The 20,863-nt window shown below is 62.9% G+C and carries 21 protein-coding genes; 9 read left to right on the top strand and 12 right to left on the bottom strand.

Annotated features, from left to right (window positions below):
• Together B9N72_RS07065 and B9N72_RS07060 are read left to right on the top strand one after the other, a co-directional pair.
• The gene (locus B9N72_RS07065; RefSeq protein WP_085275717.1) at positions 1 to 1,227 is read left to right on the top strand and encodes a multifunctional CCA addition/repair protein; all 1,227 of its coding nucleotides are present in this window, start codon (positions 1 to 3) and stop codon (positions 1,225 to 1,227) included.
• Positions 1,224 to 2,339 carry a 2-methylaconitate cis-trans isomerase PrpF family protein gene (locus B9N72_RS07060; RefSeq protein WP_085275716.1) on the top strand — a complete coding sequence of 372 codons (1,116 nt, stop codon included), beginning with the start codon at positions 1,224 to 1,226 and terminating at the stop codon, positions 2,337 to 2,339. Before B9N72_RS07065 ends, B9N72_RS07060 begins: the two co-directional genes overlap by 4 nt.
• Before the next feature lie 72 nt (positions 2,340 to 2,411).
• Here the strand turns inward: B9N72_RS07060 and B9N72_RS07055 are convergent, their stop codons facing one another.
• Positions 2,412 to 3,389: an SGNH/GDSL hydrolase family protein gene (locus tag B9N72_RS07055; RefSeq protein ID WP_085275744.1), complete on the bottom strand. Its 978-nt coding sequence runs from the start codon at positions 3,387 to 3,389 to the stop codon at positions 2,412 to 2,414.
• A 597-nt stretch (positions 3,390 to 3,986) separates the two neighbouring features.
• Between B9N72_RS07055 and B9N72_RS07050 the strand changes: the two genes are divergently transcribed.
• The gene (locus tag B9N72_RS07050; RefSeq protein WP_085275715.1) at positions 3,987 to 4,298 is read left to right on the top strand and encodes a hypothetical protein; all 312 of its coding nucleotides are present in this window, start codon (positions 3,987 to 3,989) and stop codon (positions 4,296 to 4,298) included.
• Positions 4,299 to 4,314: 16 nt separating this feature from the next.
• On the opposite strand, the gene B9N72_RS07045 is transcribed toward B9N72_RS07050, so the two are convergent.
• The 6 genes from B9N72_RS07045 to motA form a co-directional block, all read right to left on the bottom strand.
• Positions 4,315 to 5,295, bottom strand: a complete 981-nt coding sequence (locus B9N72_RS07045) for a hypothetical protein (protein WP_200810895.1) — start codon at positions 5,293 to 5,295, stop codon at positions 4,315 to 4,317.
• A gap of 115 nt (positions 5,296 to 5,410) precedes the next feature.
• Complete coding sequence (locus tag B9N72_RS07040; RefSeq protein WP_085275714.1) at positions 5,411 to 6,205, bottom strand: TrmH family RNA methyltransferase; 795 nt, start codon at positions 6,203 to 6,205, stop codon at positions 5,411 to 5,413.
• A gap of 9 nt (positions 6,206 to 6,214) precedes the next feature.
• The gene (locus B9N72_RS07035) at positions 6,215 to 7,543 is read right to left on the bottom strand and encodes an HDOD domain-containing protein (protein WP_085275713.1); all 1,329 of its coding nucleotides are present in this window, start codon (positions 7,541 to 7,543) and stop codon (positions 6,215 to 6,217) included.
• Positions 7,530 to 8,288: a class I SAM-dependent methyltransferase gene (locus B9N72_RS07030; RefSeq protein WP_085275712.1), complete on the bottom strand. Its 759-nt coding sequence runs from the start codon at positions 8,286 to 8,288 to the stop codon at positions 7,530 to 7,532. The genes B9N72_RS07035 and B9N72_RS07030 overlap by 14 nt, the downstream gene beginning before the upstream one ends.
• Positions 8,285 to 9,184: a flagellar motor protein MotB gene (gene motB, locus B9N72_RS07025; RefSeq protein ID WP_085275711.1), complete on the bottom strand. Its 900-nt coding sequence runs from the start codon at positions 9,182 to 9,184 to the stop codon at positions 8,285 to 8,287. The genes B9N72_RS07030 and motB overlap by 4 nt, the downstream gene beginning before the upstream one ends.
• A gap of 20 nt (positions 9,185 to 9,204) precedes the next feature.
• Positions 9,205 to 10,065, bottom strand: a complete 861-nt coding sequence (gene motA / locus B9N72_RS07020; RefSeq protein WP_085275710.1) for a flagellar motor stator protein MotA — start codon at positions 10,063 to 10,065, stop codon at positions 9,205 to 9,207.
• On the opposite strand from motA, the gene B9N72_RS21695 reads away from it, so the two are divergent.
• Entirely contained in the window at positions 9,994 to 10,377 is a 384-nt protein-coding gene (locus B9N72_RS21695) for an Arm DNA-binding domain-containing protein (protein WP_407681297.1), read from the top strand. The two genes, motA and B9N72_RS21695, sit on opposite strands and share 72 nt — an antisense overlap.
• A gap of 127 nt (positions 10,378 to 10,504) precedes the next feature.
• Positions 10,505 to 11,926 carry an EAL and HDOD domain-containing protein gene (locus B9N72_RS07015; protein WP_085275709.1) on the top strand — a complete coding sequence of 474 codons (1,422 nt, stop codon included), beginning with the start codon at positions 10,505 to 10,507 and terminating at the stop codon, positions 11,924 to 11,926.
• Positions 11,927 to 12,097: 171 nt separating this feature from the next.
• Here B9N72_RS07015 and B9N72_RS07010 read toward each other — a convergent pair whose 3' ends face one another.
• The 4 genes from B9N72_RS07010 to ald form a co-directional block, all read right to left on the bottom strand.
• Positions 12,098 to 13,477 (bottom strand): aspartate aminotransferase family protein, encoded by a 1,380-nt coding sequence (locus B9N72_RS07010; RefSeq protein WP_085275708.1) that lies wholly within the window; start codon positions 13,475 to 13,477, stop codon positions 12,098 to 12,100.
• Between the two features lie 124 nt (positions 13,478 to 13,601).
• Entirely contained in the window at positions 13,602 to 14,936 is a 1,335-nt protein-coding gene (locus B9N72_RS07005; protein ID WP_085275707.1) for a glutamine synthetase family protein, read from the bottom strand.
• 69 nt (positions 14,937 to 15,005) lie between these two features.
• Complete coding sequence (locus B9N72_RS07000; RefSeq protein ID WP_085275706.1) at positions 15,006 to 15,764, bottom strand: gamma-glutamyl-gamma-aminobutyrate hydrolase family protein; 759 nt, start codon at positions 15,762 to 15,764, stop codon at positions 15,006 to 15,008.
• A gap of 15 nt (positions 15,765 to 15,779) precedes the next feature.
• Positions 15,780 to 16,904 carry an alanine dehydrogenase gene (gene ald, locus B9N72_RS06995; protein WP_085275705.1) on the bottom strand — a complete coding sequence of 375 codons (1,125 nt, stop codon included), beginning with the start codon at positions 16,902 to 16,904 and terminating at the stop codon, positions 15,780 to 15,782.
• 217 nt (positions 16,905 to 17,121) lie between these two features.
• Here ald and B9N72_RS06990 point away from each other — a divergent pair, with 217 nt between their 5' ends.
• Positions 17,122 to 17,664: a cupin domain-containing protein gene (locus B9N72_RS06990; RefSeq protein WP_008952792.1), complete on the top strand. Its 543-nt coding sequence runs from the start codon at positions 17,122 to 17,124 to the stop codon at positions 17,662 to 17,664.
• 54 nt (positions 17,665 to 17,718) lie between these two features.
• Positions 17,719 to 19,209, top strand: a complete 1,491-nt coding sequence (locus B9N72_RS06985; RefSeq protein WP_085275704.1) for an aldehyde dehydrogenase — start codon at positions 17,719 to 17,721, stop codon at positions 19,207 to 19,209.
• A 64-nt stretch (positions 19,210 to 19,273) separates the two neighbouring features.
• Here the strand turns inward: B9N72_RS06985 and B9N72_RS06980 are convergent, their stop codons facing one another.
• Positions 19,274 to 19,759, bottom strand: a complete 486-nt coding sequence (locus B9N72_RS06980; RefSeq protein WP_085275703.1) for a YajQ family cyclic di-GMP-binding protein — start codon at positions 19,757 to 19,759, stop codon at positions 19,274 to 19,276.
• A 152-nt stretch (positions 19,760 to 19,911) separates the two neighbouring features.
• On the opposite strand from B9N72_RS06980, the gene B9N72_RS06975 reads away from it, so the two are divergent.
• Together B9N72_RS06975 and B9N72_RS06970 are read left to right on the top strand one after the other, a co-directional pair.
• Positions 19,912 to 20,553 (top strand): LysE family translocator, encoded by a 642-nt coding sequence (locus B9N72_RS06975; protein WP_085275702.1) that lies wholly within the window; start codon positions 19,912 to 19,914, stop codon positions 20,551 to 20,553.
• Positions 20,554 to 20,635: 82 nt separating this feature from the next.
• A complete protein-coding gene (locus B9N72_RS06970) occupies positions 20,636 to 20,863 on the top strand; it encodes a hypothetical protein (protein ID WP_085275701.1) in 228 nt (75 codons plus the stop codon).

The following is a 20,863-nucleotide window of genomic DNA, read 5'->3' as shown; positions in this document are numbered from 1 at the left end:
ATGAAGATCTACCAAGTCGGTGGAGCGGTACGTGACCGCCTGCTGGGACTGCCGGTGACCGACCACGACTGGGTCGTGGTCGGCGCCACGCCGCAAGACATGACCGCCCGCGGCTTCCGCCCGGTCGGCAAGGACTTCCCGGTGTTCCTGCACCCGGAAACCCACGAGGAATACGCGCTGGCACGCACCGAGCGCAAGATTGGCCGCGGCTACCACGGCTTCACCTTCCACGCCGATCGCGACGTCACCCTGGAAGAGGACCTGGCACGGCGCGACCTCACCATCAACGCCATGGCCAGCGACGAAACCGGGCAGATCATCGACCCCTACCACGGCCAGGACGACCTGAAAAACCGCATTTTGCGGCACGTCAGCCCGGCCTTCGCCGAAGACCCGGTGCGGGTGCTGCGCCTGGCCCGCTTCGCCGCCCGCTTCGGCTTCGCCATCGCGCCGGAAACCCTGCAATTGATGCGCACCATGGTCGCAAACGGCGAGGTCGACGCCCTGGTCGCCGAGCGCGTCTGGCAGGAAATGGCGCGCGGCCTGATGGAAAACCAGCCGTCGCGCTTTTTTCTGGTCCTGCGCGAATGCGGCGCGCTGGCGCGCATCCTTCCCGAGGTGGACGCCCTGTTCGGCGTCCCGCAGCGTGCCGACTACCATCCGGAAATCGACACCGGCGACCACGTGATGCGCGTGATCGACTACGCGGCAGCCCACCAACTGCCGCTGCCGGTACGCTTTGCCGCGCTCACCCACGACCTGGGCAAGGCGCTCACGCCGGACGACGTGCTGCCACGCCACATCGGCCACGAAGCACGTGGCGAGAAACCACTACTGGCACTGAGCGAGCGCCTGCGCGTACCGGCCGACTGCCGCGACCTGGCCCGTATCACCTGCCTTCATCACACCAAGGTGCACGTGGCCGGCGAAATGCGCCCGGACACAGTGCTGAAGATGTTCCGCGAAACCGATGCCCTGCGCCGGCCTGACCGTTTCCGCCTCATGCTCGATGCCTGCCTCGCCGATGCCCGTGGCCGCCTCGGTTTCGAACAGTGCAACTACCCGCAAGTCGACTGGCTGGCGCGCATGCTGGACGCCGCACTGGCGGTGGATGCAGGCGCCATCGCCCAGAATTGCACTGACAAACGCCAGATTCCGCACGCCGTCGACGCGGCCCGCAGCGCCGCCATCGCCGCCTGCAAACTGACCCTGGAACCCGCCGCATGACCACCCTGCATTCCCTCAAGGCCACCCTGATGCGCGGCGGCACCAGCAAGGGCCTGTTCTTCCGCGCCGACAGCCTGCCCGCCGACACGGAAACGCGCGACCGGCTGTTGCTGCGCGCCCTCGGCAGTCCCGACCCGCATGGCCTGCAAATCGACGGCCTGGGCACCGGGATTTCCAGCACCAGCAAGATCGTCATCCTCTCCCCGTCGCAACGGCCCGACTGCGATGTCGATTACCTGTTCGGCCACGTGGCGATCGGCGAGCCGCTGATCGACTGGTCCGGCAACTGCGGCAACCTGACAGCCGCAGTGCCGCTGTTTGCCGTGGCCTCCGGACTGGTGCCCCCCGACAAGGATGGCCCCTTCACCGTGCATATCTGGCAGGCCAACATCAGGAAACGCATCCACGCCGAGATCGACATCGAGCGCGGGCAAGCGGTCTGGCATGGCGACTACCGCATCGACGGCGTCGCCTTTCCTGGCGCGCCGATCCGCCTGCACTTTCTCGACCCGGCCGGAGGCAGCGCCGGAACCCTGTTCCCCACGGGAAACCCCTGCGACACTCTCCATCTACCCGACGGCACAACGCTTGCCGCCACGCTGATCAATGCCGGCAACCCGACGGTATTCATACGTGCCACCGATCTCGACCTCTCGGGGTACGAGACCGCCGCCGACCTGTCGGCCTCCACCCGCCAGACGCTGGAATGGGCCCGTGCCGCCGGCGCGGTGGCGATGGGTTTGGCGCCGGACATCACCAGCGCCAGCCACGAGCGTCCGGCCACCCCCAAAATCAGCTTTCTCAGTCCGGCACTCGCCACCGGCCACGACCTGAATGGCCGCATCCTGTCGATGGGGCGGCTGCATCACGCCTTCACCGGCACCGGCGCCATCGCCCTCGCCGCCGCCTGCGCCATCGATGGCACGTTGGCGAGCGAAATCGCCGGCGGCGTGATACGTGGACGGGAACTGAACTTCTCCCACGCCAGCGGAAGACAGGCTCTGGAAGCCAGGGTCAGCCGGCACGGCGACGCCTGGCAGGTCGACGAAGTCGTCATGACACGCACCGCCCGTCCGCTGATGAGCGGCGAGGCGTGGGTGCCGCTGGACTGACCCCAGCCCGACACAGGCTGCCCCACCGTCCGCGCGCCCCGCGCCGGACGGAGAGGATGCAAGGCCAATCCCTCACTCAGATAGTGCCTGGGCGGCTTTTTGCGAAAAGATGGCGTGTACCGTCCTGGTGGGATGGATGCCGTCCCAGAACAGAAAGTCAGCCGGATTCCGGCAAGTAAACGGTGCCACATTGGGCGTGACACACGGCGCCGAGACATCCCTCAAGCCAAACGTCGACGGGCTTTGCGTCATGTCATTAACCGTCTGAAACACGTTCAAGAGGACAAACTGGCTATCAGAATAGTTCGCCCGCAACCCGGTCAGCAGGTCGGCAAGCCCGATGTTGAAGTTGAGCGACAGCGAGCTGAGGGCCAGCTTGGCACCGGGAGACGCCTGGTCCAGGCGTTGCACCGCTGGTGTCAAGCCAAGATCCGGCACATTGGCGACCAGAAATTTTCGGGCGCCTTTGGCATGCAGTAGGGCGATATTGTCCTGAATCGCCGTCAATGCGGCGGAGATCACCCCACCGCCGTCTCCCCCCATGGCCAGTGAGACAAAGGCATCGCGTACATCGTTGGAGCCCGCCTCCACGACGTACAACCCGCCCGCGGGCGCAACACCGCCGAAATCCGCCAGAAAACGGCTGACCTGCGCGGACAGGCTCAACTCACCGGCGGGACGCGCCCGAGCGCCACCAACCGCGTAGTTGCTCGCATGATCGTTCGAGGCCCGAAAGGCGGGACGCGTGCTGGCGGCAAGCGCGTGAGACTCGGCGAACTGTTCGATCCAGGTCGCGCCATCGCTAAAGTGGTGTCCCCCTCGGGCATAGGGTGCCGAGGGAATGAGAAAAGGGTCCGAGGGATCCAGCTTGTTATACGGCGGGGTATTCTCCTGACCCGTCAGGGCGAAAACATTGCCCGGGTCCGACAGGCTGGTGCCGAATACCACGATCCGATCGAACGTCACCTGCGCCATCGCCCAAGCAGGCACCAGCAACGCCCATGCCAGTAGCCCAGTGACCAGCCATTTCTTCGTGGATTTCCTCTTCATTTTTCGCTCCCGAAGTGACACATCAAACGATAGCGGATCGGCATCCTCACGCTTTGCGTCATACCATCGGCGGTACAGGCGAAAAAGTGGGGTGTCGAACCCCCATCCCATCATTATTGACATGACAGTCCGAGGTCACCACCGCAAAACAGGAATACACCCCCAATTATTTCTATTACCGCCATACAGGCGATTACACCCTCACCGGCAACCTCGTCCAGGTCCGGAAAACCCGTCATGGCCGCCGCCCAGCTGGATAAAAACACCGCGGAGTCATGCCAAATATATGCAGACAACACCGGGAACACCGCCTGATCGGACAAGGCATCATCGACGCCAAGGCCCGCCTTATCGCCTCCCCGCCAGCCTTCTTGTAAAGCAAGTCTTGGACAACCATACTGAAATTGATTTCTGGCGGAAACCGACCGGCCGAAGCAGCGACGAGGCGACTCAGCCTTGCCGCTGCCTGGAACCACGGATGCGTCCCACACTATCCGCTTACCCGCATAACCCACCTCGCAGGTTCTTGCGTGCCAGTCTGATTGAAACCCCAGGGAAGGGGGCCGTTTCAATTTTTATCAGGGAAGGGCAAATACCATGAAACGCATTGCACTTTACGGTGCGTTGGCCTCTGCCTGCATTTTGATCGGCAGTGCCGCCTGCGCAGCGGACCAGGTCAACGACATGTCGTTTACCGAACAAGGACAGACAGTCAATCAGGAAGTACAGATTCACCAGGCAACAGGCCAATTCGGCCGAGTCGGCAGTCAAGCCATGAGCAAGGAAGGTGTTCCTGGCCTGATGGGGGCCAGCGCCGATGAGGATATGGATCGCTATGTGTACGAACTGGGGGTCGAGATGAGGATACGCAATGCCAAATACAGCCGTGACCCGACAGGGTTCCGGTAATGTCCTCCGATGGCCATCACTTCTTCCATTCAGTAGTCGGACCGCGGGGCCCCGCCTGGGAACGCGGGACGGCTACCGCTGCTGTTTTTGGCGGCACCATCGTACCGGCAGGAACGGAGGTTGGGGCAAGATCGATGCCCTCGATACCCAAGAGTGCCAGGACATCAAAAATGAATTTCTTATGCTCTGCCGGGGCGTTGCCGTACCAGTGCTGCAAGTACTGCTTCAGGGTGTCTGTCGCATCGGCAGAGTCAAGGTTGAGATAATGCAGCGTCGCCCACTCTTCCGGGTTCTTTTCGAACAGGGGCAATAACAAACTGGCGACGACCTCATTCTTGTCGCGCAGATAGGGATCACTCCTCAGCTTCCCCTCGTTCTCCCGTAACCAGGCCGCCAGCGTGGTGCCGGCGGGGAGCTGGCGGTGCTCTTCGCGGGTAAACTGTTCGGCATAGTCACGCATCGCGGGGGCGTAATCTCGCCAATTGGGATAGGGGGCGGAGGTTTCCCAGGTAACCGCCATACTTTTCAAGGCGTAGAGCGAAGCGGTTTCACACAATGTTTCCTCGAACCACTGGTTGTACTTGGTGGTATTTTCAGCGCCGACGTTCGCTTCGTAATTCGACATGATGTGACACAGTTCGTGGGCAAACTGGTAAACAAACTGTGACCAGCGCCGATCCTTGGCGCTGAGACGCACCAGATATTCCCCATCCGGTCCCTTCTCGAACTCCGTGACCGGATTGCCCTCGACGTGCGTCACCACGATAGGGGCCGTCACTTTGGCAGGAAAACGGTTCAGCAACTCGTCAGCCGCCGAATAGAGCACGGCTTCGACTTCAGCCCGGTCCGCCCTCCCCCAGTCCTCGCCTTCGACCCGGATGGTAAGCCCCATCTTCTTACTGGACAGCGGTCTTCTCTCCTTGGCCTCGTCAGCATGGGTAGAGGGCGACAGCAGCAAGGATGACAAGATCGAAGCGATAACAATAGATAAGCGCATCGGAGGCAGCCATTTCGACGAAAAACAAACCTACCCTCTCACTGTTGTAGAGGGGGTGCGCTTCGTCAAGAAGGAATGCAGAGAGCGCCTGTAAGCTCCGCGCCAGGAGGGCGAATCAGCCAAGCGAAACCTCAAGCTGCCGCACCCGTTCGAACAGACAGATGGTGGCCGCCATTGCCACATTCAGCGACTCGGCATGGCCCGGCATCGGAATCCGTACACGACAGTCCGCCTGTTGCAGCAACGCCGGCGACACGCCCGCCCCCTCGTTGCCGAACACGAACGCCACGTCGCCGCGCAGGTCCTGCGCATACAGCGACTGGCTGCCTTCCAGGTGGGTGACCAGCTTGCGCCCGGCAAAGCCGGCCAGCACGTCCGCCAGGTCCGCCGCCTCGTGCAGGTTGAGCACGAAATGCGCCCCCATGCCGGCGCGCAGCACCTTGGGAGAAAACACGTCGGCACAGCCCTTGGAGAGGAAGACCTCCATCACCCCAGAGGCCGCCGCCGAGCGCAGAATCGTGCCCATATTGCCCGGGTCCTGAATGTCTTCCAGCAGCAGGCAGCTGCCGCTACGGCGCGGCGGGTGCGGCCGCGGGCAGACGGCAATCAGCTCGGGGGCGCTCGACAGCGAAGTCAGCTTGCCGAGCAAGGCCTCGGGCACCACCAGCGGCGACAGCGTCTGCGGCAGGCGGGCGAGCAGCGCCGAGACCTCGGAGCGCCCCAACGCGGCCTCGTTGATGAAGCACTGTGCCGGGACGACACCCTGCTCCAGCGCCGCCTCGAGCAGATGAATGCCCTCCAGCACGATCACGTCGTCCTTGCGCCGGTCGCGGGCAAACTGGACCAGCCGTGCCAGGTGTTTGAGGGTGTCGTTGTGAGGCGATGTGAGGGTACGGTATGGGTGCGGCATGGAGAATGGTCAGAGGTGACGCGTGAAACGGGTCACGAGATCCTTGAAACGATGGTAGGTATCCGGGTCGATGGCTCGACCGCTGCGGCCGTTGTCAACGTAGAACACGCCACTCAGGGTGTGGCCGGCATAGAGCGTCATCACGGCAAATTCGCCGTCGCCGATATGATCAAAGAACGGGTCCTGATATTTTGCACCCAACTGGGCACTCACGTGCGCCGGCGCATGGAAGCTCTGCGGCTTGCTGGCGAGCAAGGCGAAGAAGGAGCCGGGCTCCAGGCTCACCGCCAGTCGCCGCAGCGGTGACGTCTCCGCCAGTCCCACCTGGTAACGCAGCCGCAGAGCATGCTCGGACGGCTCGTAGCGCAGGAACAGGATGCGTTCGAAGCGCAGGTCGTTGGCCAGATGGCGGATCGATTCGCGCATCAGTTGCTCGAGCTGCGCGGCATCGCTCAACATGGCGGTGGCGGTCAGATGCGCCCGTGGCGGGTAGTCGCCCGGCAGCATCAGCAGCTCGCGCATCGGGTAGGTATAGGCCGGCGCGCGCGGCTTTCTCGCCACGTTCTCGGCGGCGCTGAGCACGCAGCGATAGGCATCGTCATAGCTGACCCGCATCTGTCGGGCCGCCACCTCGATCCCGGTCGTCCACGGCGAGCGCCACCAGCCCGATTCGATCGCGTTGGCGGTCGCCACAGCCAGCTTCAGCAGTTGTTTGCGCGGCGAGGGTGCACTGCCACTGCCCAACAGCGTCACCAGTCCCGGCGGCAGACCGGTAGCCTCGACGAAACGTTCCAGCAACTTGGGATAGTCCACCTCGAAGTAGCCCGACACCGCCTGCAACAGCGGCTGGTCAGGGAGCTGATTGCGATAGAGCAGAAAGAAACAGGCCGGCAGGTTGTACAACAAGGCAGCGACAAAGCAATCCTCGACCTTATGCTCCCCGCTCAGCGACAACCAGTCCTTGATCAGGTAGGCCGCTACCCGGCTGCGCCCCAGCCAGTCGGCCACGACCTCGATCACCTCGTCGTCGAGCTTGCCTTCCTGCCCTCGCAACGCCGTCGCCAGGGACAAGCGGCGCGTGACACGCTCCAGCCCCATCAGCATCATCGCCTGCTCCACGGTCGGCGCGGCTTCGTTCTCGCGCAGCACCGAAGAGGACCCGACCGCCCGCAGCACGTCGAACAACAGCAGAGGGTCGGAGAGGCAAATATTGGACAGGTCTGAAAGATTGATCAGCTCGGCGTGGCGGGCGCAGGCCAGCTGCACCTCATCCAGCGTACCGGGCAGGATGGGCCAGCGCCGGTCGGCGATCGACTGTAGCCAGTTAGCGAGTTCCATGTGGGTGGCGCCAGATCAAGAGTTGTTTTTGCAACGGGCCGCCCAGGGCGAGGGAGCGTTCTGGCTCCACGCCGGGCACGGTAAAGGTATTGCTCAGCAGCAGAGAACCCGACTGTCCTTCCGTCACGAATTTACGCCACAGTCTGGGCATCGGTTGCGGCGAGAGAAAGGCATAGACGGCATCGTATTCGGACAGGGGCTCGAGCCAGAAGCTGCGACAGGCAATACGCACATTAGCAGGACGCCCTGCCAGACACCAGCGCAGCCACGCCAGTGCCCAGGCCGCCCAAGCGGTTTCCAGCGCGGCAATCTGTAAATCGGGACGGCGCTCCGCCAGTTGCAAGGCCAGCCTGGCGTCGCCGCAGCCGGCTTCGAGCAAACGGGCCTGCTCCGGCAAGGCTTCGGCCAACCTTTCCACCACCCGCGGCGATGAGCGGTAAAACGGCACACGCTCCAGCCAGGCATTTCGTCCGATGGCGAAGGTCAACAGCAAGGCCAGCAGATAGGCCCATGCCGGCAGTGCCAGTTGGTAGCTGTACACGACGGCCGGGGCAAACAAGCCATGTGCCAGCCAACTGCCGCGGCGAAGGCGCAACAAGGCCGCCAGCGCGGCGGCCAGGAGCCCTTGCAACACCGACCAGGCCAGCGGCTGGAGTGCCGGCGCGATCAGGAACCAGGCGCCAAGCGCGGCGGCCAGTTGCAGCAAGCCATGCCGCAACAAAGCGACAGGTACGGCTCGACTCAATGGCCCGCCCCGGCCGTGGCGGGCTGTGCCGGCGGAGCCGCGGGCGCCGGAGGCGTTTCGGCGTCGGGCTTCAAGCCGTCGCCAAGGATCGAGGCTTCCGCCTCCTTGTTGAGCACCACGATGGCGATGCGGCGGTTCTCCGGGCTGAACACGTTGCTGCGGATCAGCGGGTTGGCGGCGGCGAGGCCGACTACGCGCAGGATTTTGTCCTGCATCAGGCCGCCGGCCAGCAATTCGCGGCGTGCGGCGTTGGCGCGGTCGGCCGACAGCTCCCAGTTGCTGTAACCGTGCTGGGCACCGCCAAACGGCTTGGCATCGGTATGGCCGGAGATGCTGAGCCGGTTGGCGACACCGTTGAGCTCCTTGCCCAGTTCCTGCAGGATGGTTCGGGTATGCGGCAGCAGGTTGGCGCTGCCGGAGTCGAACATCGGACGGTTCTGCTCGTCGACGATCTGGATGCGCAGCCCTTCCGGGGTCATTTCCAGTTGCAGCTGATTCTTGTAGGCCTTGAGCACCGCACTCTGTTCGATATTGCTTTCGATCTTCTTCTGCAGTTTCGCCAACCGGGTCTTTTCCTGCTGGATTTCTTCCTCTCTCGCCCGCTTGACCTGCCCGGCCTGGCGCGTGAGATCGGTACCGCCCCCCTTGATCATCGAGGTGGCATCGCCGGAGCCTTGTCCTCCTGCCAGCGCCACCTTGAGCGGGGTGCGGAAGTATTCGGCGATACCCTGCAGCGTGCCCTGCGACACCGAGCCCAACAGCCACATCAACAGGAAGAACGCCATCATCGCCGTCACGAAGTCGGCGTAGGCGATCTTCCATGCCCCCCCGTGGTGGCCATGGCCACCCTTCTTGATGCGTTTGACGATGATGGGGCGTTGCGATTCGTCAGCCATGCGTGGTCACTCCGGGCGGCTTACTTGTTCTTGGCTTGCTTGACGTGGTCTTCGAGTTCCTTGAACGACGGACGGTCGTGCGAGGCCAGGACCTTGCGGCCGAATTCCACCGACACCTGCGGCGCGTAGCCGTTGAGGCTGGCGAGCAGGGTCACCTTGATGGTCTGGAAGACGCGGGTGCCGTCGGCCAGCTTGTGCTCCAGGATGGTGGCCAGCGGGCCGACGAAGCCATAGGCCAGCAAGATACCGAGGAAGGTACCGACCAGGGCGTGGGCGATCAGCATGCCAAGTTCGGAAGGCGGGATACCGACCGATTCCATGGTGTGCACCACACCCATCACGGCGGCCACGATACCGAATGCCGGCATGCCGTCGGCCAGGCCCTTCATGGCGTTGACCGGAATTTCACCCTCGTGGTGGTGGGTTTCGATTTCGACGTCCATCAGGTTCTCGATCTCGAAGGCGTTGAGGTTGCCGCCGACCATCAGTCGCAAGTAGTCGCAAATGAACTCGACCACGTGGTGGTCGTGCAGAACCGCCGGATACTTAGAAAACACCGGGCTGGATTCGGGATTGTCGACGTCTGCCTCGACCGACATCAGCCCCTCCTTGCGCACCTTGGCGAGGATTTCATAGAGCAGCGCAAACAGCTCCATGTAGAAGGCCTTGGTGTACGAGGAGCCCTTGAACAGGGTCGGCAAGGCGGCCAGCGTGGCCTTGAGCGGCGTGCCGCCGTTGGCCACCACGAAGGCGCCGATGGCCGCGCCACCAATCATCAGGACTTCCAGCGGCTGCAGCAGAGCGGCCAGATGGCCCCCGGCCATGACAAAGCCCCCGAGCACCGAGGCAAGGATAACGACATACCCGATTCCGACAAACATGCGTCACGTCCTGTGATGAGGAAGAGGAAACCCGGCTCTTTTGGGCACGGCTTTGCTTCATTGTTTACGTCTGGCGGGTGCCATGTCAGCACCCATGACAAGAAACTGGACACCCTTACGGTCGGCAATTATCCGGGCATTGGAGTGGCCGAGGCAAGACAAAGGCGTGAAGAAATTCGGGCAGATATCGCCAACGGGAATGATGCAAAGCGAGCACTCCCACGCCGCCAACAAGCGAGGCGACACGCGACGCATGACCTTACAGGGCCGCGGCAATGCGGCAGAACGACGCAAGGAGCGCACGGGCCATAGCACCCGCATGGCCGAATCGTGGCGGAAAGGTTGACGAAGGCTTCGTATCTTCAAATTCCGAAATACTTGATACAGCGATGACATTATTGTAAAAGTCGTGAATAAATGACGCATTGGAGAATGCCAAATGTTGAAGCAACTGTTTGGCGGCCTGCTTGGCAAGGATAAGCAATCAGCCCCGGGCAACGAACCAGGGCCAGCCAGTGCACCCCTCGCTTCGCCTCCAGCCCGTGTTCTGGATGGAACCGACGCACTCGCCCCACTGCATCACGTGCAAACGCTGGGTTTTGTGTCGCATCAGCCGGTGCAGGACAAGGACCAGCGCGTTGTCGCCTATGAATTCATCGTCAAGGGCAGCCAGGACGGCGCCAAGTCCGCGGCTCACAAGCGCACCTTTGACCGGCTGCTGCTCACCACGCTGCGTAACATGAATGTGTTCCGGCTGCTGGCTTACCGTCGCGCGTTCATCCATTTGTCGCTGGCCTCGCTGGACGATCTGCCGTCGCCGGACCTGCCCGCCAACAGCTGCATTTTCATCCTGGACATGCTGCCGGGCGACGTCCTGGACGAAGCGCTGATGTCCAGACTGGATTCCCTGCGCCAGGCCGGCTTGCGTTTTGCCGTGGAACCGGCCAGCGTCGGCAGCCAGCCGGCGGCCTTGGCCCTCTACCAGCGCATGGACTACCTGGTGCTGGATTTTGCCGCGCCCAACGCGCGCATGCTTTTCCCTCTGCTGGAAAAACTGCCGCAGCGGTTTCCTCACGTTCGCTGGCTGGGGCGCAATATCAACTCGGCCGAAGAGCTGGATCTCTGCCTCCACTCTCCCGGCAGCCAGCACTTCGCGCTCTTCCATGGTTCCTACTTGAACGTGGCCCAGCCCAGAAACGCCAACAAGAACGAAGGCGCCAACCAAGGGCGCGTACTGGAAGTGATGCGTTTGCTGCGTGCCAATGCGCCGATCGACGAGATCGAAGCACAGTTCAAGCTGGATTCGTTGTTGCTGTTCAAATTGATGCGCTACGTCAATTCCCCGATAAACGGTCTGAACCGCAAGGTGCAGACCATCGAGGAAGGCATCATGCTGCTGGGCCGGGGCAACTTGTTCAAGTGGCTGTCATTGATGCTCTTCACGTCGGAAAGCGACAGCGGCTCGGCACTGACGCTGATGGAAAAGTCACTGATCCGCGCCCGCTTCATGGAAGAACTGGGATTGGCGCACGGCAACAAGCTGGAGGCCGAGCACTTGTTCCTGACGGGCATGTTCTCGCTGCTCGGCACCTTGCTGAATACCACGCTGGCCGAGGCGCTGGCACCGCTCGATCTGCCGATGATGATTGCGGATGCCCTGCTGAGAGGAAAAGGCCTGTTTGCCGAGCCCCTGCAGTTGGCGCTGGCCTGCGAACAGGATGACAACGATGCCATCGCACGCCTCAGCGCGTCGCAGCGCGTCAGCCTGGAGCAAGTCACCGGCATCCACATGGATGCCGTGGTCTGGGCGCAGGAGGTACTAAAGGAAAGCGACGTACAGAACGACGTGGAGGGAGTTTAGCCCGGCAGCGGCGGCTTCTCCGACAGCCTCAGTCAAAAAAGGGAAAGCACTCGCTGTGCTTTCCCTTTTTTACAGCCGCCTCACCTTCCCTTCCGGCTACGCCGTGCTCACAGCCCCTTCACCACCGGCAACGTCCCGTGATGTCGGCATCCCCGCCTCCCAACACCTGGATCAGACCAGCCCGCGCTGACGCAGCACCTCTTCGCACTCGGTGACACACTGCACCGCCGTGTCGATCAGCTGATCGATCTCGGCCTTGCTGATCACCAGCGGCGGCGCCGCCACCATGTGATCGCCGCAGGCGCGCATGATCAGGTTGTGGCGGAAGAAGATGTCGCGGCAGATCGTGCCAACCTCGCCCCAGTTGGGAAACAGCTCGTGCGTGGCCTTGTCCTTCACCAGCGTGAAAGCCTGGATCAGGCCGACGCCGCGCACGTCGTCCACGTGGGCGAAACCGCCGAAGGCCTCGCGCCAGCGCTGCTGCATATAGGGGCCGGTGTCGCGTTTGACGCGGTCGATGATGCCCTCGTCACGCAGCGCCTTGACATTGGCGTGCGCCACGGCCGCCGCTACCGGATGTCCCGAATAGGTGAAACCATGGTTGAAATCGCCCCCTTCGGCCAACCCTTGCGCCACCTTGTCGCCGACGAACACCGCGCCGATCGGCAGGTAGCCCGAGGACAGCCCCTTGGCGGCGGTGAACAGATCCGGGTGAAAACCGAACAACTGGTGCCCGAACCATTCGCCGGTGCGGCCGAAGCCACAGATGACCTCGTCGGCCACCAGCAGCACGTCGTACTGGCGGCAGATGCGTTCGACCTCCGGCCAATAGGTCGACGGCGGAATGATCACGCCGCCGGCGCCTTGGATCGGCTCGCCGACGAAGGCCGCCACCTTGTCCGGCCCAATCTCGAGAATTTTCGCTTCCAGCCAGCGCGCCGCCACCACGCCGAATTCCTCCGGCGACATGCCCTGGCAGTACCGGTACCACCACGGCTGTTCGACGTGTTCGATACCGGGAATCGGCAGATCGCCCTGCTCGTGCATATAACTCATGCCGCCCAGGCTGGCGCCGCCGATAGTCGAGCCGTGATAGCCGTTCCAGCGCCCGATCAGCGTCTTCTTCCCGGGCTTGCCCTTGACGTCCCAGTAACGGCGCACCATGCGGATCATGGTGTCTACCGACTCGGAGCCGGAGTTGGTGTAGAAGATGCGGCTGAAACCCTTGGGGGCGACTTCCGACAACAACTGCGACAGCTCCACCACGGCTGGATGGGTGGTCTTGAAGAAGGTGTTGTAGTAGGCCAGTTCGTCCATCTGGCGCTTGGCCACCTCGGACAAATCCTTGCGGCCATAGCCGATGTTGACGCACCACAGGCCGGCCATGCCGTCGAGAATCTTGTTTCCGTCCGAATCCCACAGGAACACGCCGTCGGCTTTGGTGATCACGCGGGCGCCCTGTTGATTCAGCGACTCGGTGTCGGTGAACGGGTGCAGATGGTGTGCGGCGTCCAGCGCGCGCCATTGCTCGGTGGTACGTTCGTTCTGCATAGGGATATCCCTCTCAGAGACGTTGCAGCAGGCTATTCCGCTTCCGACGCTGGCCGAAACCGGCTTCGGCCAGCGTCTTGGGTGAAAAGGCGCATGGTGAGCGACCCGCCTTAGCCGGCAGCACTCACACGTGCAGCAACAGGAACTTGCGCTCCCAGGGGCTGATCACGCGGAAGTACTCGGCATACTCCTTTTCCTTCATCGCCAGGTACATCTTCACGAAACGCTGGCCCAGCACCTCGGCGATTTCGTGACAGTTGCGCAGCGCCACCAGCGACTCCTCCGAAGAATGCGGGAACTGGTACGGCAGCTCGTAGGCGTCGGTCTGGCGCGGCTCGGTCGGCTGGATCTTGTTGACGATGCCGAGGTAGCCGCAGGCCAGCGTGGCGGCCATGGCGATGTAGGGGTTGGCATCGACGCCGGGCACGCGGTTTTCCACGCGGCGCGCCTTGGGCGAGGAATGCGGCACGCGCAGGCCGACGGTGCGGTTATCGTAGCCCCACTCGACGTTGGTCGGTGCCGCGGTGTAGCGCGACAGGCGGCGGAACGAATTCACGTAGGGCGCGAACAGCGGCATCACCTGCGGCACGTACTTCTGCAGCCCGCCGATGAAGTGGAAGAACAGCTCCGATGGCGTACCGTCTTCCTTGGAAAACACGTTCTGGCCGGTCTTTTTGTCCTTCAGGCTCTGATGGATGTGCATGGCACTGCCCGGCTCGTTCTCCATCGGTTTGGCCATGAAGGTGGCGTACATATTGTGGCGGAACGCCGCCTCGCGCACGGTACGCTTGAACAGGAACACCTGGTCGGCCAGCTCCAGCGGGTTGCCATGCAGGAAGTTGATTTCCATCTGCGCCGTGCCAACCTCGTGGATCAGCGTGTCGACCTCCAGTTCCTGCGCATGACAGTAGTCGTAGATATCCTCGAACAGCGGGTCGAACTCGTTGACCGCGTCGATGGCGTAGGAGCGGCGGCCGAACTCGGCGCGACCGGTACGACCGATGGGCGGAGCCAGCGGAATATCCGGATCCGGGTTGGGCGACAGCAGATAGAACTCCATCTCCGGCGCCACCACCGGCTCCAGCCCCAGCTCGTCGAACAGATCGAGCACGTGCTTCAGGACGTTGCGCGGCGCCACATCCACCGGCGTACCGTCGGAACGGTAGGCGTCGTAGATCAGTTGCGCGGTCGGATCGACCGCCCACGGCACGAAGCGCAGGGTGCTCTCGTCGGGCCTCAGCACCATGTCCGGGTCGGTCAGGTCCATCATGCTGTCGTCCGGGTAATCACCGGTGACGGTCTGAATCAGCACCGCCTCCGGCAGGCGCATTTCCGGCTCCACGGCAAATTTGTCTTTCGGCACGATCTTGCCGCGCGCAACCCCGGTAAAGTCGGGGACAATGCATTCCATCTCGGTGATGCGATGCTCGCGCAACCACTCAAAAATCTGGTTTTCCATTTTACTACCCCTGCCTCTATAGATCCTTGGCCATCGATGGCTCTGTCTCACAACGGCGCCGAAGCCCGCTCACGTCTTGGCACGTGCTGCTACCCGCTCCCGGCAGGCCGCACCGAAAGCATTGAAAATCGCGATCGAAATCGCATTGTCATGATATTTCCATTCGGGGTGCCATTGCACGGCATAAGAGAAAGTGCGCGCGTCACGCACGCGGTAGGCCTCGATCAGACCGTCGTCGGCCACCGCCTCGGCCTCGAGCCGCGGAGCCAAACGCTTGATGCCCTGCTGGTGCAGCGAGTTCACCTCAATAGAATCGCAACCCAGCCACTGTCGCAACAGGCTGCCTTCGGTGAAGTGCACAGCATGGGCTGGCCCGTACATCTCGTCCAGATCATCGGTCTCGGGCTCACGATGATCGGCGAAGCCCGGTTCCTCATGCACGTGCTGGAACAGTTCGCCGCCCAAAGCCACGTTGATTTCCTGGAAGCCGCGGCAGATGCCCAGGAGAGGAATCCCCTCCTGCAGCAGCAAGTCGATCAGCGGCAGCGTGGTGGCATCGCGCTGCGGATCGTGCGGCGACCCAGGCCGGCTTGGCGCCCCTCCATAATGATGGGGCTCGATATTGGACAGCGAGCCTGTCAGCAGAATGCCATCGAACGTGTCCAGGATTTCTCGAACGTGGCTGCGACTACCCAGCGCCGGAATCAGCAGCGGCACGCCGCCGACGCCACCAGATACTGCCTCGACATATTTCTCGGCCACAGTGTGGAACGGTAACAAGCCGATCCGTTTGACATCGCAAGGGATGCCGATGATCGGTTGTCGCATGACTCACCTCATCTTTCAGGACGCCGCCTTGATCGCCTCGAACGGGTCCACGTACTCATACCCCAGCCCGGCCGCCACGGCGCGGTGAGTCACCTTGCCGCGGCACACGTTGAGGCCGTTGCGCAGATGCGGATTGTCGAGCAGCGCCTGCACCCAGCCCTTGTTGGCCAGTTCCAACATGAACGGCAGCGTGGCGTTGGTCAGCGCCTGGGTGGACGTCCGCGCCACCCCGCCCGGCATGTTCGCCACGCAGTAATGCACGATGCCGTCCACTTCGTAGGTCGGGTTCTGATGCGTGGTGGGGCGGCTGGTTTCGAAACAGCCGCCCTGGTCGATGGCCACATCCACCAGCACCGCGCCCGCCTTCATGATCTTCAACATGCGCCGCGTCACCAACTTCGGCGCCGCCGCCCCCGGAACCAACACTGCCCCCACCACCAGGTCGGCTTCCTTGATCATCTCTTCGATGGTGGCGGTATCGGACATCAAGGTCTTGATCTTGCCACCAAACACCATGTCGATCTCTTTCAGGCGGTTGAGCGACTTGTCGAGTAGCGTGACATCGGCCCCCAGCCCCATCGCCATGCGGGCGGCGTTGAGCCCGACCACCCCGCCCCCCAGCACCACCACCTTGGCCGGCGCCACCCCGGGCACGCCACCCAGCAACATACCGCGCCCGCCCTGCGCCTTTTCCAGCGCGTGGGCTCCAGCCTGGATCGCCATGCGGCCGGCCACTTCCGACATCGGCGCCAGCAGAGGCAGTCCTCCGCGCTCGTCGGTGACTGTCTCGTAGGCGATGGCCACCGCGTCCGACTCCAGCAGCAGCTTGGTCTGCTCCGGGTCCGGCGCCAGGTGCAGGTAGGTGAACAGCACCTGGCCGGAGCGCAGCAGTCGGCATTCGACCGGTTGCGGTTCCTTGACCTTGACGATCATGTCGGCGGCTTCGAACACGCTCTCGGCGTTGGACGCGATCGAGGCGCCGGATTGAATGTACTGCTCGTCGGTGTAGCCCACCCCCAGACCGGCACGGGACTGCACCAGCACCTTGTGCCCGTGCGCCACCAGCTCGCGTACCCCGGAGGGTGTCAGACCAACACGGTACTCATGATTTTTGATCTCTTTCGGAACGCCGATTAACATATCAACCTCCATATTGTCCGGGTGTGGCTTTCAGGCGTCAAAAGCGTTTAAGAAAATCCACATTCGACTTGCTATATATATTTGATTCTGACTATAAACTCTCATTCCCGCAAAGAAAACCGGTTTTGCGGCGCAGCAGGCGCCGTGTGTGCGGTCAAAATTCTTATCACGAATCGTCTAAAATTATTAACGTATTTATTGGGATGCGACAGGAACGATGGACATAGGCGCCCGCCTGAGAATGGTTCGAGCCCGCTTCGGACTCTCACAACGTGAGCTGGCCAAGCGCGCCGGCGTAACCAACGGAACGATTTCCCTCATCGAACAGAACCGTGTCAGCCCTTCCGTCAGCTCGCTGAAAAAGGTGCTGGAAGGTTTGCCGATGACGTTGTCGGACTTCTTTACCTTCGACGCCGAGCCCGAACACAAGGTGTTCTACAACGCCGACGAATTGCCCAACCTCGGCAACGAAAAGGTGCAGCTGTTTCTGGTCGGCGCGTCGCACGAGCGCCGCGACCTGCAAATTCTGCGCGAATTCTACGAGCCGGGCGCCGACACCGGCCCGGACATGCTGATCCACGAAGGCCAGGAAGGCGGGGTCATCATCAGCGGCTCGATCGAATTGACGGTGAACGGCGTCAGCCGCATCCTCAACCCCGGCGACGCCTACTACTTCGATAGCCAGCAACCCCACCGATTCCGCAATGTCGCCGCCGAGCCGTGCGAGATCGTCAGCGCCAGCTCACCGTCCACCTTCTGAGCACGCGCCCCGCCCGGCGCGACGGCGACGCCATTCCTTACCACGGAGAAGTCCATGTCTCGCACCCACGCCGAATGGCAGCAACTGGCCGCGACGCTCGGCATCGAAGGCCGGCTCTTCATCGACGGCGAGTATGCCCACGCCCACGACAGCCGCACCTTTAATTGCATCAACCCGGCGACCGGCGACAAGCTCGCCGAGGTGGCATGGTCTGCCGCCGCCGATGTTGACGCCGCCGTCGCGGCGGCCCGCCGGGCCTTCGAATCCGGTGTCTGGTCGGGCCTGCCACCACTGAAGCGCGGCAAAATACTCAAGCGTTTCGCCGCACTGATCCGACAGCACCGCGACGAGCTGGCGCTGCTGGAAACCCTCGACATGGGCAAGCCGATCGGCGACTCCACCACCGTGGACGTGCCGGGCGCGGCCTATTGCGTGGAATGGTTTGCCGAGGCCATCGACAAGGTGGGCGGCGAAGTGGCGCCGGTCGACCCCAAGCTGGTCGGTCTGGTCACGCGCGAACCGGTCGGTGTGGTGGCCGCGGTGGTGCCGTGGAATTTCCCGATCCTGATGGCGAGCTGGAAATTCGGCCCGGCGCTGGCCGCCGGCAACGCGGTGATCGTTAAGCCGTCCGAGAAATCGCCGCTGACCGCGATCCGGCTGGCCGGACTGGCCAAGCAGGCGGGCATTCCCGACGGCATCTTCCAGGTGCTGCCGGGAGGTGGCGACGTGGGCAAACTGCTGGCGCTGCACATGGGGGTGGACTGCATCGCCTTCACCGGCTCGACCGCCGTCGGCAAACTGATCGCCGGCTACGCCGCACAGTCCAACCTCAAGCGCGTCTGGCTGGAGCTGGGCGGCAAGTCGCCCAACATCATCCTGGAAGACTGCCCCGACCTCGCCCGGGCCGCGCGCACCGCCGCCGGCGCCATCTACTACAACATGGGCGAGATGTGCACCGCCGGCTCGCGCGTGCTGGTCCAGCGCAGCATCAAGGAACGCTTTCTGGAGGAATTCAGAAAGGCCGCACAAAGGTACTATCCGGCCGACCCGCTCGACCCGGCCGCCGGCATGGGCGCGATCGTCGACCAAATCCAGTTCGACAAGGTGCTGTCCTACATCGACCAGGGCCGTGGCGAAGGCGCCACCCTGATCTGCGGCGGCCAGGCCACGCAGGTGGAGAGCAAGGGCTATTTCATCGAGCCGACCGCGTTCGACTGCCCGCACCCCGACCTGACCATCTGCCGCGAGGAGATTTTCGGGCCGGTGCTGTCGGTGATCACCTTCGATTCGATCGACGAGGCGGTGCGCATCGCCAACGATACCGAATACGGCCTGGCGGCAGCGGTATGGACCGCTAACGTCAGCACGGCCCATCAGGTATCGCGCCGACTGCGTGCCGGTACGGTATGGGTCAACTGCTACGACGAGGGCGGCGACATGAACCTGCCGTTCGGCGGCTTCAAGCAGTCCGGCAACGGCCGCGACAAGAGCCTGCACGCGCTGGAGAAGTACACCGAGCTGAAAAGCACGCTGATCAAGCTGTAAAGGTTGGCCGAAGACGCAAAAAAAGGCACCTCGCGGCGCCTTTTTCGTTGCTGCTCGTTCCGGCTCAGTCGCGGAAGTTGTTGAACTGCAGCGGGAAGTCGGTGATTTCCTTGCGCATCAGTGCGATCACTTCCTGCAGGATATCGCGCTTGGCACCGCTGACGCGCACGGCGTCGCCCTGGATGCTGGCCTGCACCTTGAGCTTGGAGTCCTTGATCAGCTTGACGATTTTCTTGGCCAGATCACCCTCGATGCCTTCCTTGACGGTGATTGCCTGCTTGATCTTGTTGCCGCTGACCTTCTCGATCTTGCCGTGGTCGAGACAGCGCACGTCCACGTTGCGCTTGGCCAGCTTGCCCAGCAGGATGTCCTTGACTTGGTCCAACTGGAATTCGGCGTCGGCGAACAGGGTCAGCACCTTCTCGGCAGACTCGATGCGGGCGTCGCTGCCCTTGAAGTCGTAACGGGTGGAAACTTCCTTGTTGGCCTGATCCACGGCGTTGCGCACTTCCACCACATTCACTTCGGAGACGATATCAAAAGACGGCATAGACGGTTTTACCTCGTACATTCGAGGCCAAAATTCTAGTGCCTGCGCCACGAAAAGTCATCCTTGAGACCGGGAGGCTCCCTCCACTTGCCAGCCTCCGGCCGGCAACGGATGATGACAACGATCCATCGCCCCGACCAAAGGACTCCGACATGCTGCTCTCGCCCGAACAACTGGCCGGCTTCACCATGGCCGCGATTCTCATCACGCTCTCCCCCGGCCCGGACAATTTGATGGTGCTGAGCCTCGGCATTGCGCGCGGCAAGAAGCAGGGCATCGCCTTCGGCCTGGGCTGTGCGCTGGGCTGTATCAGCCATACCCTGCTCGCGGCGCTGGGCATCAGCGCGCTGATCGCCGCCTCGCCCCTCGCCTTCACCGCCCTCAAGGTCGGCGGCGGGGCGTATCTGGTCTATCTCGGCGTGCAGGCGCTGCGCAGCCCCGGTGCCAGCTTCCGCCCCGACACACCCGGCCAGGGCCCGGCCAACCCGGTGCGCACGATGTTTGCCAAGGGCCTGCTGGCCAACGCCATCAACCCCAAGGTGGTGCTGTTCTTCCTCGCCTTCCTGCCACAGTTTGTCGATACCGGCCGCGGCATGGCGGGGTGGCAGACGCTGGTGCTAGGGCTGATCTTCACGCTGCAGGCGGCGGTATTGTTCGGACTGCTGGGCTATTTCTCCGGCCACGTCGGCCAGTGGCTGCAGCAGAAGCCCAGCATGAGCAAGTGGCTCGACCGGCTGGCCGGCAGCATCTTCGTCGCGCTCGGCCTGCGCCTGATCCTGGCGCGCAATCACTGAGCTGCCCCTCTGCTGAGGCTCAGGCCGCCCCGACCGCCCTCCTTTATCGACTACCATTCAGGATATAAAGGAGGGCGCGATCATGAAATGCTGGAGCTACGACACCCAATATGGCCCCTTCGATATCGTTCCACTCGACGGGCGCTATCACATCATGCACGACGGCGAGGCGCTCGGCGCCTACCCCACGCCGGAAGACGCGGCACGGGCGCTGGCGGAAGGCAGCTCGTCCTGGCCGCCGTTCGGCGATCCGCGCGACCTGGGCATCCCGGCCGACCTGGCTCAATGGCACTGCCGGCCGCTGACCTGA

This window comes from Pseudogulbenkiania subflava DSM 22618 (assembly GCF_900177275.1).
GTDB classification, from domain to species: domain Bacteria; phylum Pseudomonadota; class Gammaproteobacteria; order Burkholderiales; family Chromobacteriaceae; genus Pseudogulbenkiania; species Pseudogulbenkiania subflava.
The sequence above is the reverse complement of the archived record's forward strand: the minus strand, read 5'-3'. Positions and strand labels throughout refer to the sequence as shown.

What these genes read in the sequence shown, in the direction of transcription:
- B9N72_RS07065 (WP_085275717.1), top strand. Translation starts at nt 1, where the DNA reads ATGAAGATCTACCAAGTCGGTGGAGCGGTACGTGACCGCCTGCTGGGA.
- B9N72_RS07060 (WP_085275716.1), top strand. Translation starts at nt 1,224, where the DNA reads ATGACCACCCTGCATTCCCTCAAGGCCACCCTGATGCGCGGCGGCACC.
- B9N72_RS07055 (WP_085275744.1), bottom strand. Translation starts at nt 3,389, where the DNA reads ATGAAGAGGAAATCCACGAAGAAATGGCTGGTCACTGGGCTACTGGCA.
- B9N72_RS07050 (WP_085275715.1), top strand. Translation starts at nt 3,987, where the DNA reads ATGAAACGCATTGCACTTTACGGTGCGTTGGCCTCTGCCTGCATTTTG.
- B9N72_RS07045 (WP_200810895.1), bottom strand. Translation starts at nt 5,295, where the DNA reads ATGCGCTTATCTATTGTTATCGCTTCGATCTTGTCATCCTTGCTGCTG.
- B9N72_RS07040 (WP_085275714.1), bottom strand. Translation starts at nt 6,205, where the DNA reads ATGCCGCACCCATACCGTACCCTCACATCGCCTCACAACGACACCCTC.
- B9N72_RS07035 (WP_085275713.1), bottom strand. Translation starts at nt 7,543, where the DNA reads ATGGAACTCGCTAACTGGCTACAGTCGATCGCCGACCGGCGCTGGCCC.
- motB (WP_085275711.1), bottom strand. Translation starts at nt 9,184, where the DNA reads ATGGCTGACGAATCGCAACGCCCCATCATCGTCAAACGCATCAAGAAG.
- B9N72_RS21695 (WP_407681297.1), top strand. Translation starts at nt 9,994, where the DNA reads ATGGCCCCCGGCCATGACAAAGCCCCCGAGCACCGAGGCAAGGATAAC.
- motA (WP_085275710.1), bottom strand. Translation starts at nt 10,065, where the DNA reads ATGTTTGTCGGAATCGGGTATGTCGTTATCCTTGCCTCGGTGCTCGGG.
- B9N72_RS07015 (WP_085275709.1), top strand. Translation starts at nt 10,505, where the DNA reads ATGTTGAAGCAACTGTTTGGCGGCCTGCTTGGCAAGGATAAGCAATCA.
- B9N72_RS07010 (WP_085275708.1), bottom strand. Translation starts at nt 13,477, where the DNA reads ATGCAGAACGAACGTACCACCGAGCAATGGCGCGCGCTGGACGCCGCA.
- B9N72_RS07005 (WP_085275707.1), bottom strand. Translation starts at nt 14,936, where the DNA reads ATGGAAAACCAGATTTTTGAGTGGTTGCGCGAGCATCGCATCACCGAG.
- B9N72_RS07000 (WP_085275706.1), bottom strand. Translation starts at nt 15,764, where the DNA reads ATGCGACAACCGATCATCGGCATCCCTTGCGATGTCAAACGGATCGGC.
- ald (WP_085275705.1), bottom strand. Translation starts at nt 16,904, where the DNA reads ATGTTAATCGGCGTTCCGAAAGAGATCAAAAATCATGAGTACCGTGTT.
- B9N72_RS06990 (WP_008952792.1), top strand. Translation starts at nt 17,122, where the DNA reads ATGGACATAGGCGCCCGCCTGAGAATGGTTCGAGCCCGCTTCGGACTC.
- B9N72_RS06985 (WP_085275704.1), top strand. Translation starts at nt 17,719, where the DNA reads ATGTCTCGCACCCACGCCGAATGGCAGCAACTGGCCGCGACGCTCGGC.
- B9N72_RS06980 (WP_085275703.1), bottom strand. Translation starts at nt 19,759, where the DNA reads ATGCCGTCTTTTGATATCGTCTCCGAAGTGAATGTGGTGGAAGTGCGC.
- B9N72_RS06975 (WP_085275702.1), top strand. Translation starts at nt 19,912, where the DNA reads ATGCTGCTCTCGCCCGAACAACTGGCCGGCTTCACCATGGCCGCGATT.
- B9N72_RS06970 (WP_085275701.1), top strand. Translation starts at nt 20,636, where the DNA reads ATGAAATGCTGGAGCTACGACACCCAATATGGCCCCTTCGATATCGTT.